At 64.0% G+C, this 15,207-nt stretch carries 15 protein-coding genes; 11 read left to right on the forward strand and 4 right to left on the reverse strand.

Annotation, left to right across the window (positions count from 1 at the left end; genetic code table 11):
• Positions 1 to 80: 80 nt before the first annotated feature.
• From EOB59_RS36825 to EOB59_RS28970, 3 genes are read right to left on the reverse strand one after another with little or no spacing between them, the layout of a single operon-like run.
• Positions 81 to 401 carry an SIP domain-containing protein gene (locus EOB59_RS36825; RefSeq protein WP_245486805.1) on the reverse strand — a complete coding sequence of 107 codons (321 nt, stop codon included), beginning with the start codon at positions 399 to 401 and terminating at the stop codon, positions 81 to 83.
• On the reverse strand, positions 302 to 1,165 hold the full coding sequence (locus EOB59_RS28965) for a siderophore-interacting protein (protein ID WP_245486802.1): 864 nt from the start codon (positions 1,163 to 1,165) through the stop codon (positions 302 to 304). Before EOB59_RS28965 ends, EOB59_RS36825 begins: the two co-directional genes overlap by 100 nt.
• Positions 1,166 to 1,167: 2 nt before the next feature.
• Positions 1,168 to 3,306: a TonB-dependent hemoglobin/transferrin/lactoferrin family receptor gene (locus tag EOB59_RS28970; RefSeq protein ID WP_128289799.1), complete on the reverse strand. Its 2,139-nt coding sequence runs from the start codon at positions 3,304 to 3,306 to the stop codon at positions 1,168 to 1,170.
• A gap of 242 nt (positions 3,307 to 3,548) precedes the next feature.
• Between EOB59_RS28970 and EOB59_RS28975 the strand changes: the two genes are divergently transcribed.
• From EOB59_RS28975 to EOB59_RS29005, 7 genes are all read left to right on the forward strand, one after another.
• Entirely contained in the window at positions 3,549 to 4,430 is an 882-nt protein-coding gene (locus tag EOB59_RS28975; RefSeq protein WP_245486803.1) for an ABC transporter substrate-binding protein, read from the forward strand.
• 281 nt (positions 4,431 to 4,711) lie between these two features.
• Positions 4,712 to 5,308 (forward strand): thioredoxin family protein, encoded by a 597-nt coding sequence (locus EOB59_RS28980; RefSeq protein WP_127809910.1) that lies wholly within the window; start codon positions 4,712 to 4,714, stop codon positions 5,306 to 5,308.
• A 30-nt stretch (positions 5,309 to 5,338) separates the two neighbouring features.
• Positions 5,339 to 6,964: an FAD-binding protein gene (locus EOB59_RS28985; protein WP_128289800.1), complete on the forward strand. Its 1,626-nt coding sequence runs from the start codon at positions 5,339 to 5,341 to the stop codon at positions 6,962 to 6,964.
• A complete protein-coding gene (locus EOB59_RS28990; protein WP_127255510.1) occupies positions 6,961 to 7,287 on the forward strand; it encodes a ferredoxin family protein in 327 nt (108 codons plus the stop codon). Before EOB59_RS28985 ends, EOB59_RS28990 begins: the two co-directional genes overlap by 4 nt.
• Before the next feature lie 32 nt (positions 7,288 to 7,319).
• A complete protein-coding gene (locus EOB59_RS28995; protein WP_127270530.1) occupies positions 7,320 to 8,156 on the forward strand; it encodes an ABC transporter ATP-binding protein in 837 nt (278 codons plus the stop codon).
• Between the two features lie 12 nt (positions 8,157 to 8,168).
• Positions 8,169 to 9,065 carry an ABC transporter permease gene (locus EOB59_RS29000; RefSeq protein WP_127270901.1) on the forward strand — a complete coding sequence of 299 codons (897 nt, stop codon included), beginning with the start codon at positions 8,169 to 8,171 and terminating at the stop codon, positions 9,063 to 9,065.
• A 36-nt stretch (positions 9,066 to 9,101) separates the two neighbouring features.
• The gene (locus EOB59_RS29005; protein ID WP_128289801.1) at positions 9,102 to 10,121 is read left to right on the forward strand and encodes an aliphatic sulfonate ABC transporter substrate-binding protein; all 1,020 of its coding nucleotides are present in this window, start codon (positions 9,102 to 9,104) and stop codon (positions 10,119 to 10,121) included.
• 57 nt (positions 10,122 to 10,178) lie between these two features.
• Here the strand turns inward: EOB59_RS29005 and EOB59_RS29010 are convergent, their stop codons facing one another.
• Positions 10,179 to 11,207: a LacI family DNA-binding transcriptional regulator gene (locus EOB59_RS29010; protein ID WP_127396597.1), complete on the reverse strand. Its 1,029-nt coding sequence runs from the start codon at positions 11,205 to 11,207 to the stop codon at positions 10,179 to 10,181.
• A gap of 336 nt (positions 11,208 to 11,543) precedes the next feature.
• On the opposite strand from EOB59_RS29010, the gene EOB59_RS29015 reads away from it, so the two are divergent.
• The 4 genes from EOB59_RS29015 to EOB59_RS36830 form a co-directional block, all read left to right on the forward strand.
• Entirely contained in the window at positions 11,544 to 13,157 is a 1,614-nt protein-coding gene (locus EOB59_RS29015) for an extracellular solute-binding protein (RefSeq protein WP_127331050.1), read from the forward strand.
• An 81-nt stretch (positions 13,158 to 13,238) separates the two neighbouring features.
• Entirely contained in the window at positions 13,239 to 14,099 is an 861-nt protein-coding gene (locus EOB59_RS29020; RefSeq protein ID WP_127269508.1) for a carbohydrate ABC transporter permease, read from the forward strand.
• Positions 14,096 to 15,055 carry a sugar ABC transporter permease gene (locus EOB59_RS29025; protein ID WP_127331046.1) on the forward strand — a complete coding sequence of 320 codons (960 nt, stop codon included), beginning with the start codon at positions 14,096 to 14,098 and terminating at the stop codon, positions 15,053 to 15,055. Before EOB59_RS29020 ends, EOB59_RS29025 begins: the two co-directional genes overlap by 4 nt.
• On the forward strand, positions 15,052 to 15,207 hold a 156-nt coding region (locus EOB59_RS36830), incomplete at its 3' end, for an ATP-binding cassette domain-containing protein (RefSeq protein WP_245486806.1). The genes EOB59_RS29025 and EOB59_RS36830, both read left to right, overlap by 4 nt.

A 15,207-nucleotide genomic window follows, 5' to 3' on the forward strand; every position in this document is an offset into this window, starting at 1 on the left:
GGGGAGAAGATGCCGGCAGGCAGATGAGGGGCACCGCCGACGCCTCTCACTTCACGCTGCCATCAACCGCGCTTCAGACCTCAACCAGCCATCAATCCGGCAGAGCCACGCCGCCAATAGGCAGCCGCCAGCGTCTGATCGCGACCAAGTCCCAGCGTGTCGCGCCAGTATTCGCGCACGATCTTGGCGGCAGCGGCTTCCGCCGCAAACCAGCCGAAGACCGAACCGTCCTGCGGCCACGCTACCGAGCGGACAGCCTCGGCCAGCCGTCTGTCCTCGCCCGCCGGCACGCCGTTCCTTGTCAGCCAATGCAACTCGATGCGGGTGGCATTGTTGATCGCTTGCCTTTCGCCATCATTGGCGATCTCGACAAAGGCGACGCCCTTTGTCTCGGCCGGTATGTCTCCAGCAGCCGCGCCAGCGCCGGCAAGCCGGTTTCGTCGGCGCCCAAGACATACCATTCTGCCTGCCGCACCGGACGGCCGACCGGCCCCATGATGCCAACCTTCATGCCGGGCGCTGCCTGCATGGCCCAGGCGGAGCCGACGCTGTCACCCGGATGGATCAGGAAGTCGACGTCGATGAGGCCCGTTTCCACGTCGAGCGTGCGGATGGTGTAGACGCGCGCCACCGGGCGCCGGTCGTCGGCGGGCCAAGCCGGCAGGCCATTGCCGCCCAGCACTGGCCACAGCGGATCGGGCACCTCCCTGGTCGGAAACAGCATGCGGATGTGCATGCCGCCGAATTTGGTGAAACGCGAGAGATTCTCGCCGGCCAGCCGGATGCGGCGCATGTGCGGGGTGAGGTCGCGAATATCCGTCACCACCATCTCGCGGAACTGGGCGAGGCTGGTTTCGCCTGAGAGATCGCCGGTCCAGACGATCTCGGGGTTTTCCTCCTTGGCGTAGACCTGTACGGCTGTGGCCAGCAGGTCCTTGATACGGGCGAGCCCGTCGCGGTCGGCGGCATTGGCCCGCATCACCAGCCGTTCCATGTCGAAAGAGGCCCCGCCGAAGGCAAAGCGGAAATCGATGCGCTTTCCCTCATGCGAGGCATCGGCCTCGAAGCTCTGCAGTCTGTCGCTGATGCTGTCCATGTAATCAGGCAGATGTCGCAGGTTGAGCTGTGCCTCACAGGCCAATTCACGCACCGATGCTTGGCTCATTGTCAGCCTCCGATCCTGCCGGTGAGGGCCACCTTGAAGGTGCGGCCCTTGCCCTGTTCCGTTGCCGCCGAGGTCGACCATGCGCTTTGCGGGTCGGTATAGGCGGTGTTGAAGACGTTATCGACGCCGAAATCGAGCTTGAGGTTGTCATTGACGCGCCAGTTGGCGAAGACGTTGACCAGGTCGAAGGCGTCGTCGACGACGATTGGGTTGTTCAGACTGGTGCGGCGGGTGCGGGTGATCTCGCCGATGCTGAGATATTGCGCGCCGATGGTGAGCTGGTCTTCCAGCATGCGGAAGCCGATCGTGGCCGAGAAGCGGTCGAGCGGCGTGTTGTTCAATGCCTGGCCGGAATAAACCCCGCTGACCACCTTGGCGTCGATGAGCGCGCCGGAGAGGTTCACGAAACCCCAGACGTAGTCGTAGACGATCTCCGCCTCAATGCCTTTCAGTCGCGCGTCACCAATGTTGGCCGCCGTGCGCGGCCGGACGGCCGTTGGCACGGTCAGGTCGGTTTCGATATAGTCCTCGACGTCGGTGTGGAAGACGTTGACCTTGGCGCGCAGGCGGTCGCCCTCGGTCAGCACCTCGTCATACTTCACGTTGATGCCGGCTTCCCAGCTCTTCGCCGTCTCGGGCTGGAGCAGCAGGTTGGGCACATAGGTGTCGTCTGAGCCATGCGCGCCGCCACCACGGAAGACATCCTGCAGGCCCGGTGCCCGGTAGCCCTCGGAATAGGTGCCGTAGAGCTGAAAACCTTCGAAGGGCGTGACGCCGACAGTGACACGCGGCGACCAGCGGTCGCCGGAGATCGAGGCTTCCTGCGGCGGCACGGTTTTGGTCTCGCCATCCAGCGTATAGCCATCGTAGCGCAGGGCCGTGATCACCTGCAGCCAGTCCTCGTAATCGCCCTGCCACTGCAGGAAGCCGCCATAGCCCTGCTGTTCGCCGGCGCCGAAATGCGCCGCTTCCGAGGAGGCCTCGAGATAGTAGTAATCGAGTCCGTAGGTCAGCGTGTGGGCTAGCCCCCAGGCGTCGAAGCGCGAGGAGTTCTTCACGTTGAAGCCCGAGGTGGCGACATCATAGAAACGGAAATTGCCGATCCCTGAGGCGGGCGCGACCTGCGTCTGCTCGGCGCGGGTGCGGTTGTGATAGGCATTGGCGCTGAAGTCGATCAGCGCGTTGTCGTCGGGCTTCCAGGTATAGGCGGCGGTGTAGGTCTGGTTGGTGGTGTTGGTGTCGTAGCGGCTCAGTGTCGGCGAGGTCGAGCCGCTCGATCCGGTGATCTGGTCGTTGTAGCGCTGCAGGATGGCGCCGAGCTTCAGCTCGTGGTCATCGGCCGGCCGCAGAGTCGTCTTCAGATAGCCGCTGGTCACCCGCTCGCCGGTCCATGGCACGGTCTCGCCATTGCCGTCGGTGTAGCTGTCGCGGTCGCGATAGATGAGGTTGCCGATGATGTCGGCATCGTCGCTGAAACGGTAGGCGCCGGTGGTGCTGGTGGTGAAGCCGTCGCCATTGTCCTCGTAGCCGAGCTTCTCGCTCAGCGCCCAGCGTTCATCCTTCTTGAGGAAATCACCGGCATCCTTGGTCTCGAAGGAGACGCCCCCGCCGATGCCGCCCGAACCATAGGCGTTCGAAACCGGGCCGCGAATGACGGTGGCTTCCTTGATGAGGTCAGGTTCGACATAGAACGAGCCAGAACCATGACCGACGCGCCAATAGTCCTGGCGGGCGCCGTCGAGCGTCACGACGACGCGGCCATATTGTTCCAAACCGCGAATGTTGATGGCGGTCGCCGGGTCGTCGCCATTCATCGAGGCAGCGACGCCGGGCGTGGTGCGAAAGATGTCGGCGGCGGTGTCGGGCTGGATACGGTCGAGTTCGTCCTGATCGATGGCGCTGATGGCGGCCATCGATTCGATCACCGCCGTCTTGATCATCGTTGCCGAGATGGTGATCACGTCGAGCATCGTCGCCGGCTGGTTCTGTGCGGGATTGGCCGGCGCCAGGCGGCCGGCCTTGGCGGCGGCCTTTTTCTCCTGGTCCTGTTCCTGCGCGCTGGCAAAGGGCACAGCGCATAGGCCGAGCACGAAGGCGAGCGCGGTGCTCGCCATCAAGGTCGTGTTTGTTGTCGTTGTCATGCAGCCCCTAAGCAAAAGCAAAACTGCTGGCGGTGGCTGAAAAGCCTTGGCTGGCATGATTGAAAATCCCTCGACCAGGCGGGTCGGGGCAGGGGTCACATATTAAAACATGATGACATGATTCAACTTTAATTTTATAGCCGACCGTCATCGAGAAGCATCTGGCACGGAGCAGCGGCATGGTCGGAAGTGTGGGCGAGGGCAAGAGGATCGGCTAGTTGCAACCAGGCAGGATCGCGGCGATGCTGCTTCTGGCGCTGTCGGTGCTGGCGCCTTCCTGCGGTTTCAAGGCGCTGGCCGCCGAGGGCGTTGTCGACGCGCTGGGACGAACCGTCGCGCCGGGACCGGCAACGAGGATCCTGACGCTGGGCTCCGACGTTACCGAGATCGTCCACGCGCTCGGCGCCGGCGAGCGGATCATCGCCGTCGATCGCGGCAGCAAATATCCGCCATCCGTGGCCGGGAAGCCTAATGTCGGCTACCGCCGCCAGCTTTCGGTCGAGGGGTTGGCGAGCTTGCGTCCCGATCTGATCCTGGCGGCCGAGGACAGCGGGCCGCCGGAGGCGGTCGAGGTGCTGAAATCACTGGCGATCCCGATCGTCTTCGTCCCGCAGGACAACACCCCGCAAGGCATCGAGCGCAAGATCACCCTGATCGCCGCCAGCCTTGGGCTCGAGGACAAGGGCAAGGTGGTTTCCGCCGAGGTGCTCACCGCCTTTCAGACGGCAGCCGATCTGACAGCAAAAATCCCGCCGGAGCGGCGCAAGAAAGTGGTGTTCTTTCATGGCCTTGTGAAGCTGAGCGCAGCCGGTGCCGGCACCTCGGCCGACGCCATCATCCGCTACGCCGGCGGCCGCAACCCGATGGATGTCGTGCAGGGCTACAAGGCGGCATCAGAGGAAAAGCTGATCGAGATGGCGCCTGATGTCATCCTGATGATGAGCGACGGCAAGGGTGGCCCGACGCCCGAGCAGGTGTTCGGCAACCGCGCGCTGGCGGCAACGCCGGCGGCGGCCAACAAGGCGCTGGTGGTGCTCGACGGCGCCTACATGATCGGCTTCGGCCCGCGCACATCAGATGCGATCCGCGACCTGGCGAAGGCGCTCTATCCGGAAGGGGAATGACGTCGCGAAATCGCAAGGCGTTTCGGCTGGGCAGTACCAATTCGTCGTCGAACCCGTTGCGCTTGATAAATCCTGTCCGTCCGGATTTCTCCGGATCGGCTTCCGCCCGAACAAACTTGGCGGCTCGGCCTGAAACATTGGCACGATATTCTAAGCCGCTCGGTTGACCGTGAATGTGCTCTCCAGCCTATAATTATACTAAATTCATAGACTAACTGCGAACGTTCGAGGCGCTCGCACTTGGCCTGTGAAAACCGGCTGCACAAAGGGAGCGCGCATCGATGCCGAAGACAGAGTCCAATCCGATCGACCTCGGCACCAGGGCGGCCGATTTCCTGTTGCCCGACGCGCAAGGCGTGCTGCACCGCCTCGCCGATTTCGACGCCAAGCCGGCCTTGCTCGTCGCCTTTATTTCCAACCGCTGCCCGTTCGTCGTGCTGATCCGTGAGCAGCTTGCCGTTTTCGCCAGGGATTATGCCGGCAAGGGGCTGCAAGTGGTGGCGATCAACGCCAATGACCATGAGGCGCATCCGGAGGAGACGCTGGCCCGCATCGGCGAAGAGGCCGAAAAATTCGGCTATTCCTTCCCCTATCTCAAGGATGCGTCGCAGCAGACGGCCAAGGCCTATGGCGCCGCCTGCACACCCGACTTCTTCCTGTTCGATGCCGACCGGCGGCTCGCCTATCACGGCCAGTTCGACGATGCGCGGCCGGGTAATGGCAAGCCGGTGACCGGTGCCGATCTGCGGGCAGCGGTCGACACGGTGCTGGAGGGCGGCAGGCCCACTGCCAGCCAGGTGCCGTCGATCGGCTGCAACATCAAGTGGAGCGCCGGCAACGAGCCGGTCTGGTCTTCCAGCGCGGCCCGCGCGGCCTAGCGCCGTCCTCGACGCATTCGCCAGGTATCCATGCCCAAGCCGCAAAAATCCGTTTCTGACAGCTTGCTGCTCCAGGCCGACGTGCTGGTGCTGGGCGGAGGTCCGTCAGCGGCCTGGGCGGCTGTCGCTGCGGCCGAGAGCGGCGCCAAGGTGGTGCTGGCCGACAAAGGTTATCTTGGCACCAGTGGCGCCACCGCGCCCTCCAACACCGGCACCTGGTGCGTGCCGCCGGGCGACAACAGGCATGCCGTCGTTGAGCGGCGTTGGCAGCGCACCGGCGAACTCGCCGACCCGCGCTGGATGCTGCGCTGCGTCGATACCGCCTACCGCAATCTGCTCAGGCTGTCCGAATGGGGCTATCCCTTTCCGAGCGAGGATGACGGCCGGCTCTACATCGCCAATCTGCGCGGGCCGGACTACATGCGCTTCATGCGCCGCCGGGTGCTGTTGGCCGGCGTCACCGTGCTCGACCATCACCCGGCGCTCGAACTTCTGTCCGACGGCGATGCCATCGTTGGCGCCGCCGGTGTCGCCCGGCAGATCGGCCAGGACTGGCGCGTCGACGCCAACGCGGTGGTGCTGGCGACGGGCGGCTGCGCTTTCCGCGAGCGCATCCTCGGCGCGACCGGGCTGACCGGCGACGGCTATCTGATGGCGGCGGAAGCCGGCGCCAGCCTGTCGGGCATGGAGTTCACCGGCAAGTACACGCTGGCGCCCTATGGCTCCTCATTGAACAAGGGCCTGCCGTTCCGCTGGGCATCGTTCCATCGCGAGGATGGTTCGCCGATCCTCGGGCCGACCGGCGAGCCGTTGCGCAACGGCATCGGCGACCGCGAGGAGGAAGTGGCGCGTGCGCTGATCGACGGCCCGGTCTATGCGCGGCTCGATCAAGCCGAGCCGGCGCTGCAAGGCTGGCTGCGCCAGGGTCAGCCGAACTGCTTCGTGCCCTATGACCGCGCCGGCATCGACCCGTTCAGCGAACTGTTCCGTATCACCTTGCGCGCCGAAGGCACGGTGCGCGGCACCGGCGGCATCGACATCGTCTCCGACGATTGCGCCACCGGCGTGCCCGGCCTCTATGTTGCCGGCGACGCTGCCAGCCGCGAGATGATGACCGGTGCGGTATCAGGCGGCGGCGCCTTCAATTCGTCCTGGGCGCTGGCCAGCGGCTGGTGGGCCGGCAAGGGCGCCTCGACCCATGCCCAGCGCCGCACCGGCAAGGCGTTCCGCAGCGCAGTGCAATCGCTCGGCCAGGCCGGCTTGCGTCCTGCATCATCGGCGAGGGCCGACATCTCGGCGGGCGAAGTTATCGAGGCGGTGCGTAGCGAAGTCACGCCGCTCGACAAGAATTTCTTCCGCACTGGCGAGGCCCTGGAGAAAAGCGGCGAGCGGCTGGAGAGTGTCTGGCGCGACGTGCGCAGCCATCTGCAAGGCGAGGGGCTGGACCGGGTCCGTACCCGAGAGGCAGCTTCGATCGCCGCTGCTGGGCGTTGGTCCGTGGCCGCCGCGCTGCACCGCACCGAGAGCCGCGGCATGCACCGCCGCACCGATCTGCCGGGCAAGAGCCCGGCCTTCGCGCACCGGCTGGTCATCACCGGTGTGGATGCGTTCCGCATCGCAGGTGCGCCTGAGCGGCTGGCGGAGCTGGCGTCATGATCGAGATCGTCTCGGCCACGCGCTGCGTCGAATGCGACATCTGCGTCAAGGTGTGCCCGGCCAACGTCTTCGACGCGACCGACAATGGCGTGCCGGTGATCGCTCGCCAGGAGGACTGCCAGACCTGCTTTCTTTGCGAGATCTATTGCCCGACCGACGCGCTTTATGTGGCCGAGTTCGCCGAAGGGCCGACCGGCATCACGGAAGCTCAGGCCGACGCCCGCCAGCTGTTCGGCTCCTATGCCCGCGCGCTTGGCTGGAAGCGCGGCAAGGCGGGCGGCTCGGAATTCGACCCGACGCACCGCATCCGCGTGGCGCAGTGAACCGATCGGAGACAGATATGGATCGCCCGAACATGGACCGGATCGTCGTCAGCGACATCAGCAAGACCTTCCAGCTCAAGCCGGGGCAGTTCGTCACCGTGGATGGCGAGGCGACCGACCGCGTCACCGTGCTCGACGGCGTCGATCTTTCCATCCGCAAGGGCGAGTTCATCACGCTGGTCGGCCCGAGCGGCTCGGGCAAGTCGGTGCTGCTCGATATCATTGGCGGGCTGACGCAGGCGACCGGCGGCAACGTCCAGCTCGACGGCAGGCGCATCACCAGGCCCGATCCAAAGACCGGCTATGTCTTCCAGCAATATGCGCTGTTTCCCTGGCGCACGGCGCTCGCCAACATCGAATATGCGCTGGAAGTGCGCGGCGTGGCCAAGGCCGAGCGTACCGCCACAGCCCGCCATCTGTTGGCGCTGTTCGGCCTTGCCGGTTTCGAGGACCGTTTTCCCAACCAGCTGTCCGGCGGCATGCAGCAGCGTGTGGCGATCGCGCGTGCGCTGGCCAGCAACCCGGAAGTGCTGCTGATGGACGAGCCGTTCGCGGCGCTCGACCAGCAGACGCGCGAGCTTCTGCAAGGCGAGCTGCTGCGGATATGGGGCAAGATCAACACCACGGTGATTTTTGTCACCCACTCGATCGACGAGGCGATCTTCCTCGCCGACCGCGTCGTGGTGATGACGGCACGGCCGGGCGCGGTGAAAGAGATCATCGACATCGACCTGCCACGACCGCGCGACGGCGACATCCGCGCCAGCGCCGAATTCAATCTATATCGCGCCCGCGTCTGGGACGTGCTGCGCGACGAGGTCAACAAGGCGCAGAAGGACTGGACCCTGTCGCCAGCCTTCAGTCACTGAGGAGCTGGACCAATGGCCTATCTGACCGAGAAGTTTGGCTCCGCGGGAGCGCTCCACCTGTTTGCCGGCGCTGGCGAAACGGTAGCCGCCGCCAGGGTCCCGGCCATCAAGGCCAGCGCCAAGATCCGGAGCAAGAAAGCAAGCCACGGCACGTTCCTCTATGGCGTGCCGCTGCTCGGCCTGTTCTTCCTGCTGTGGGAGATCGCGCCCCGACTCGGCTGGCTGAACCGGATCTTCTTTCCGCCGCTGAGCGAGGTCCTGGTCGCCTGGTGGGCGCTGCTCGCCTCGGGCGTGCTGATCGAGCATATCGGCATCAGCCTGCAGCGCGCAGCGATCGGCTTCGCACTCGGCGTGGTGGTGGCCATCCCCCTCGGTCTGTTGATGGGGCGCTATTCGCTGTTCGAGAAGGTTTCCGACCTCCTGGTGCAGACGCTGCGAAACACATCGCAATTCGCACTGCTGCCGGTGTTCATCCTGTTGCTCGGCATCGGTGAGGAATCGAAGGTCGCGATCACCTTCTACTCCTCGGTTTTCTTTCTCCTCGTCAACACGATCAGCGGCGTCAAGTCGGTGGATCCGCTGCTGATCAAGGCGGCGCGCTCGATGGGTACGTCCGACTTCGATCTGTTCCGCAAAGTCATCCTGCCGGCCAGCATTCCCTCGATCGTCGCCGGCGCCCGGCTGGCGGTGAAATCCTCGCTGTTCGCGGTCATCGGCGCCGAGATGCTGGCGGCCAAATCCGGCCTCGGTTTCCTCATCCAGAACTCGCAGCTGATGATGGAAACGGCCGACATGTACGCCGGCATCCTGACGCTGACCGTCATCGGCCTGACCGTCAATTACCTGCTCGTCTGGTTCGAGCGCTGGGCAACGGCCTGGAAAGGCCAGTCCGAGACCTCGCTCATCTGAGCCACCCATTCATTCCAATCAGGAAGGATTTTTCCCATGCCCAACATTCCATTCGACGCCCTTCGCCGGCTGCTGCTGAAGGGCGCTATTGCCGTCGTCATCGGCCTTGGCGGCATGCCTGCCTTCGCGCAGGACAAGCCTGAAATTATCCGCATCGGCAGTACCGCGCCGGGGCATCTCAAATTCATCCTCGCCCAGAAGGACGGCTGGTGGGAGAAGGAGTTCGCCAAGGACGGCATCAAGGTCGAACTGGTGACTTTCAATGGGGGTTCGGAGGCGACGACCGCGCTGGCCACCGGCGCGATCGAGTTCACCTATACCGGCAACAATCCGGCGCTGCGGGTTGCTGCGTCCGGCGCCGACGTCAAGCTGATCGGCCTGTCGAGTTATGTGAAGGCCGGCGGTTCCTACATCGTCGTCAAGACCGACTCGCCGTTGAAGACGCTGCAGGATCTCAGGGGCAAGAAGGTCGCCTATCTCACCGGCACGGTGCGGCATTCGAACTTCAGCAAGGCACTGAACAGCGTCGGCCTGACCATCAATGACGTCGAAGGTCTGAACCTGCCGTTCGAGGCATCCGGCCCGGCGTTGCTGCGCGGCGATATCGACGCCATTGTCGAGACCGATTCGACGGCGGCCAAGCTGGTCGACGCCGGCGAGGCGCGCGTCCTGTTCGACACCAGCACTCATCCGGAATGGAACGTGCCCAACGTCATCTCGGTCAACGGCGCCTTCGCGGCGAAATATCCCGATCTGGTCAAGCGGCTGCTGAAGGTCGATATCGAGATTTCGCGTTGGGCCGATGCCCATCCGGACCAGACGATCAAGACCTTTGTCGAGGCCACCAAGTCGTCGGAAAAATCCGTCCGCAAGACCTACGCCGACGGGGTGTTCCATCAGGATCCGAAACTCACGGACGACGCGATCGCCGCCTTGCAAGGCGAGGAGAAATTCATGGCCAGCGCCGGGCTCCTGAAGGGCTCGATCGACTATGGCAAATGGGTCGACAAGAGCTTTGTCGATGGCGCCGCGGCTGAAGTCGCTGCCGTCCAATAGACTAGAAGCATCGAGCGGGGCGGGCGCTTTGCCGCGCCGCCCCGTTCGTCTGGTTCGTCAAATCTCCGGGATGTTCTCCTTGAAGATCACCTGCAGCCTTGGCTGGTGCAGTTCATAGGGCAATCCCCGGACCGCATGGATCAGGGTGTTGAGCGCTTCGCGGGCCTCGACGCGCGGGTTCTGGTCGATGACCGCGTCGAGCGTGCCGTCGAGCAGAAGGTCCTTGGTGCCGTCCGTCACTTCGTGACCGAGGAAGACCATGGATTGGGCGCGGCCGCGCTCCTTGAGCGCGCGGGCGATACCGGTGTTGCCGGCGCCGACATTGTAGATCGCGGCAAGGTCGGGGTGCCGCTCCAGCAGGGCTGATGCCTCCGAATAGGCCTTCTCGCGATCGTCGAGCATTTCGCGCATCTCGACGATCTGCAGATTGGGTGATTCCTCGGTCAGCACGTGGCGGAACCCCATCTCGCGTTCTTCGTGGCCGCGATAGGACAGCGAGCCGGCGAACAGCGCCACCTTGCCCGGACGCCCCGATCCCATGAAGCGGTTGAGCAGATAGCCGGCCAGCCGCCCGGCGGCGCGGTTGTCGATGCCGATATACGCGACCCTGGGCACATGCAGGATGTCGGAAGCGATGGTCACCACCTTGATGTCGTTGGCCGACAGGGAGCGGATCGCTTCGCGCACCGTCGGATGGTCGAGTGCGATGACGCCGACGCCTTGCGTCTGTCCGCGCAGATCCTGCAGCAGGCGAGCGAGCCGGTCAGGATTGAAGCCCTCTATGGTGGCGATACGAACATCGAGGTCGGGCCGCGCCAGAGCCTGTGCCTCGATGTGGCGGTGCAGCATCTTGATGAAGGAATTGGTGCCGGCCGGCAGGGCGAAGTCGAGCCGGATGACCTCGCCGGGCGAGGGCCGTGGCGGCGTGCCGTTCGGGCCTTCGGCGATGTAGCCGAGGCGCTGCGCCATTTCGAGCACGATTTCCCGCGTGCGCGCCCGTACGCCGGGCCGGTTGTTGAGCACGCGGTCGACGGTGGCGGCCGAGACGCCGGCCTCCCGGGCTATGTCAGTCAGGGTGGAACGCACCGTCTTTCATCTCCTGCATGCGTCGGATCGGCTGGTGACGGCTTCCGCGTCATCGGCGATTCTGATGGGAAATGATGTATCCGCCCTTGGCCGATGTGCAAGCCGCCGGGCTAAATCAAATGGTCCGGCAGGGGTGCGCAGGGCCGGGAAGGGTCGGGTGCCCTCAAATTGAGGCATCCGGCTTGACGGATGGATCCCGTTTTTGTGCATTTCCTTGCCCTATTGCGATGTTATGATGTGTTTTGATTATTTATGATGTTGACAGCCTTGCCATGCTGTCGTCAATATCCCTCATAAGGGTCGTGGAGGAAACGTGGCCCTGAGGGAGGAGTTTCAATGTCTGACTTGATCCGCATCTCGCGGCGCCGGCTGCTGGCATCTGGAGGAAAGGCGGCCGTCATGATGGCCGCTGCTGGTATCGCACCCCAATTCATTCGTCCCGGCCGTGCCTATGCGGCCGACGCGCTGGCGCCAGGCATGATCGGCGGCCCGACGGGCTTCGAAGGGGCCGAGCGCTACCAGTATGGCGCCGATACGCCGGAAGGCCGCGCCATCGAGGCGGCGAAGGCGCTGAAGGGCGCCGGCAAGGCGCCGACCAAGATCGTGCTCGGCCTGTCCGACGGCTCGATCGGCCAGCTCACGCAGCCGTTCCCGGCCGGTGCGCCGTCGATCAAGGAGCTGTGGGAAAAGGAAACCGGCATCGCGATCGAAATCGTCGGTCTGCCGAACGGCCAGGAATTCACCAAGACGATGCAGGACATCTCCACCAAGGGTGGGGCCTACGACATCTACTCGACCGAATGGAACCGCCTCGGCGACCTCGCCGAAACCGGCGGCATCGCCAAGCTCGACGACTTTGTCGCGCAGCATAAGCCTGAATGGGACGATCCCGTCAGCGGCTATGTCAACGGCGCCAAGGGCGTGTCGCTGCTCAACAAATACCGCGGCTCGAACTATGGCGTGTCGCTGGACGGCGACTTCCAGACCTGGGTCTACCGCACCGACCTGTTCGGCGACGAAGCCGAGAAGAAGGCCTTCAAGGACAAATACGGCTACGATCTGGCGCCGCCGAAGACCTGGAAGCAGCATGGCGACATCGCCGCCTTCTTCCAGCGACCGGACAAGGGCCTGTTCGGCTCGACCGACCTGCGCAACCAGGGCTGGGGCTACACGAACTGGTACCAGCGCTATGTCTCGATGGCTTCGCCCAACCAGTTCCTGTTTGGCGATGACGGCAAGCCGATGATCAATTCCGAGCAAGGCATCGCCGCCACCAACGAATATGTTGCTTCGCTCGCGCATCATTCGCCGGATGCGATCTCCTGGGGCTGGCCGGAGCAATATGGCAACTTCGCCAAGGGTGGTGCGGCGATGACCTGCGCCTTCTCCAACCTGCCGAAATTCCTCGACAATGCCGGCAACAAGGATTCAGCCGTCACCGGCAAGATCGGCTCGATGCTGCCGCCCGGCCGCGAGATCGGCGGCAAGCTGATCAGCCGTTCCGTGCTGTGGTTCTCGCTGACCGGCATGGTCTCGTCGCAGTCGAAGAACCAGGAGGTCGCCTACCTCCTGCTGCAATGGCTGGGCTCGGCCCGCATCTATGCCTGGATGAGTGCCAACCCCGGCGGTTATCTGGACCCGTTCCGGCTTTCGGACTTCTCCGATCCGCTGGTGCGCCAGACCTATCATGCCTACCACATGGACGTCGTGCGCGAGACGGTCGCCCGCACCGTGCCGACCATCAACTATCCCGGCGCGACAGCCTTCCACAATGCGCTCGACGAGAACCTGATGGCGGCGCTGACCAAGGCCAAGACATCGGAGCAGGCGATGGCCGACACCGAGGCAGAGTGGAAAAAGATCGCCCGGCGCACCGGCGAGGACAAACTGCTCGAAGCCATCAAGACCAACAAGGAGGCCTGGCCGACAGTTCTCGATCCAATCGTCTGATCCTTCTCCCTGGATCATATCGAAGGAGGGGAGGAGCCTACTTCTCCCCTCCGCCCACAACGCCACCAGCAAAGCCGCCAGATGAAGCGTTCCGTTCCTTTCCTGATATTCCGCTATGCCGCGATCTTCGCGGCCATGGCGGTGACGCTGGTGCCGATCCTGTGGATGGTGTCGATGGCATTCAAGCCGATCGCCGAATGGTCGGCGACCGGCGCCGAACTGACCTGGTGGCCGAAGAACCCGACGCTCAGCAATTTCCGTTTCGTCTTCGGCGAGTCGACCAACAATTTGATCGTCGCGCTCGACCGTAACGCGCTGAAGCCGATCCTCGCATCGCTGCTGTCGGCGGTTTTCGGCACGGTGATCGCCATGTCGGCGGGCACAGCCGCGGCTTATGGGCTGTCGCGTTTCGGCTCCGGCCAGAACCTGCCGCTGGCGCTGATCCAACTCAGGATCTTTCCGCCGATGGCGGTCATGATCCCGGTGATGATCATGTGGGCTTTCCTCAACTTCACCGACAGCTGGTGGGGCCTGGCGCTGATCTACGGCATCGTCACCTTGCCGTTCGCCTTCTGGCTGATGAAGACCTTCTTCGACGACATGCCGCGCGAGATCGAGGAGGCAGCGCTTGTCGAAGGCTGTTCGCGGCTGCGCGTCTTCACCCGCATCACGCTGCCGATGATGCGCGCGCCGCTCGCAAGTGCCGCGCTCTTCGTCTTCATCCTCAACTGGTCGGACTATCTGATCGCGCTGCTTCTGACGACGCGCGAATGGGTGACGATCCCGGTCTACATGGCCTCGCTATCCTCCTCGATGACCGGGCAGCTCTATGGCGCCAAGGCGGCGCTTGGCCTGATCGCGGCCGTGCCGCCGGTCATCATGGGCATCGCCATCCAACGCCATCTGGTGCGCGGGTTGACGTTCGGGGCGCTCAAGCAATGAGCGCGGTGACTGCCATGACGTCCAAGGATGAGATGAAAGCCGTCGGAGCAAAGCCGGTTTCGCGCGATGAGGGCGCAAGGCTGGGTTTCCGGCTGACGCTGCCTGCGCAGATCCTGGTGCTGTTCATCTCGGCCTTCCCGCTGTTGATGCAGCTCTACATCAGCGTCACCGACTGGTCGCCCCTGTCGGGCACCGGCTGGTGGAACGCCTGGTCGATGTGGAACAGCTTTGCCAACTACACCGATCTCGCCGCCGACGCGCGCTTCTGGAGCGCGCTGAAGCGTACGGTCATTGTCATGATCGTCTGCGTGCCGGCGGAATTCCTGCTTGGGCTAGCGCTGGCGACGCTGTTTGCCGACGATTTCCCGGGCAAGCGCGCCTTCTATTCGATCCTGCTGATGCCGATGATGGTGGTGCCGGCGGTGGCCGGCTACATGTTCTTCATGCTGTTCCAGTCGGGAGGGCCGGTGAACGACATCTTGTCGGCGCTCACCGGATCTCCCGTCACCATCGCCTGGCTGTCGGATCCGACTCTGGCGCTGATTGCGGTGATGGTCGCCGACATCTGGCAATGGACGCCGCTGATGTTCCTTATCCTGCTTGCCGGCCTGGTCGGCGTGCCGGAGGACCAGATCAAGGCGGCGACGCTGCTCGGCGCCAATCCGTGGCAGCGCTTCGTCACCATCGTGCTGCCGAAGATGAAGACGATCATCATCATCGCGCTGGCGATCCGGGTAATCGAGAACTTCAAGATCTTCGACACGCTCTACATCATGACCGGAGGTGGCCCCGGCGTCGCCACCGAAACCATCTCGGTCTACATCTACAAGCTCACCACGCAGGATTTGATCTGGGGCTATGTGGCGGCGATCGCGCTGGCCATTTTGGTCGTGCTGTCGATCGTCGCGGTGTTTGCCATGAAGCGCATGGCGCGGGCACGCGAGGTAGCGGCATGAGCGCGATCCACTTGCAAAACCTGGTCAAGAAATTCGGCGACTTCACCGCGCTGAAGACCATGGATTTGGCAATTGCCGATGGCGAGTTCATGGCGCTGCTCGGCCCGTCGGGCTGCGGCAAGTCGACGACGATGAACATGATCGCCGGCATG

This window comes from Mesorhizobium sp. M7A.F.Ca.MR.176.00.0.0 (assembly GCF_004023165.1).
In the GTDB taxonomy this organism is placed as follows: domain Bacteria; phylum Pseudomonadota; class Alphaproteobacteria; order Rhizobiales; family Rhizobiaceae; genus Mesorhizobium.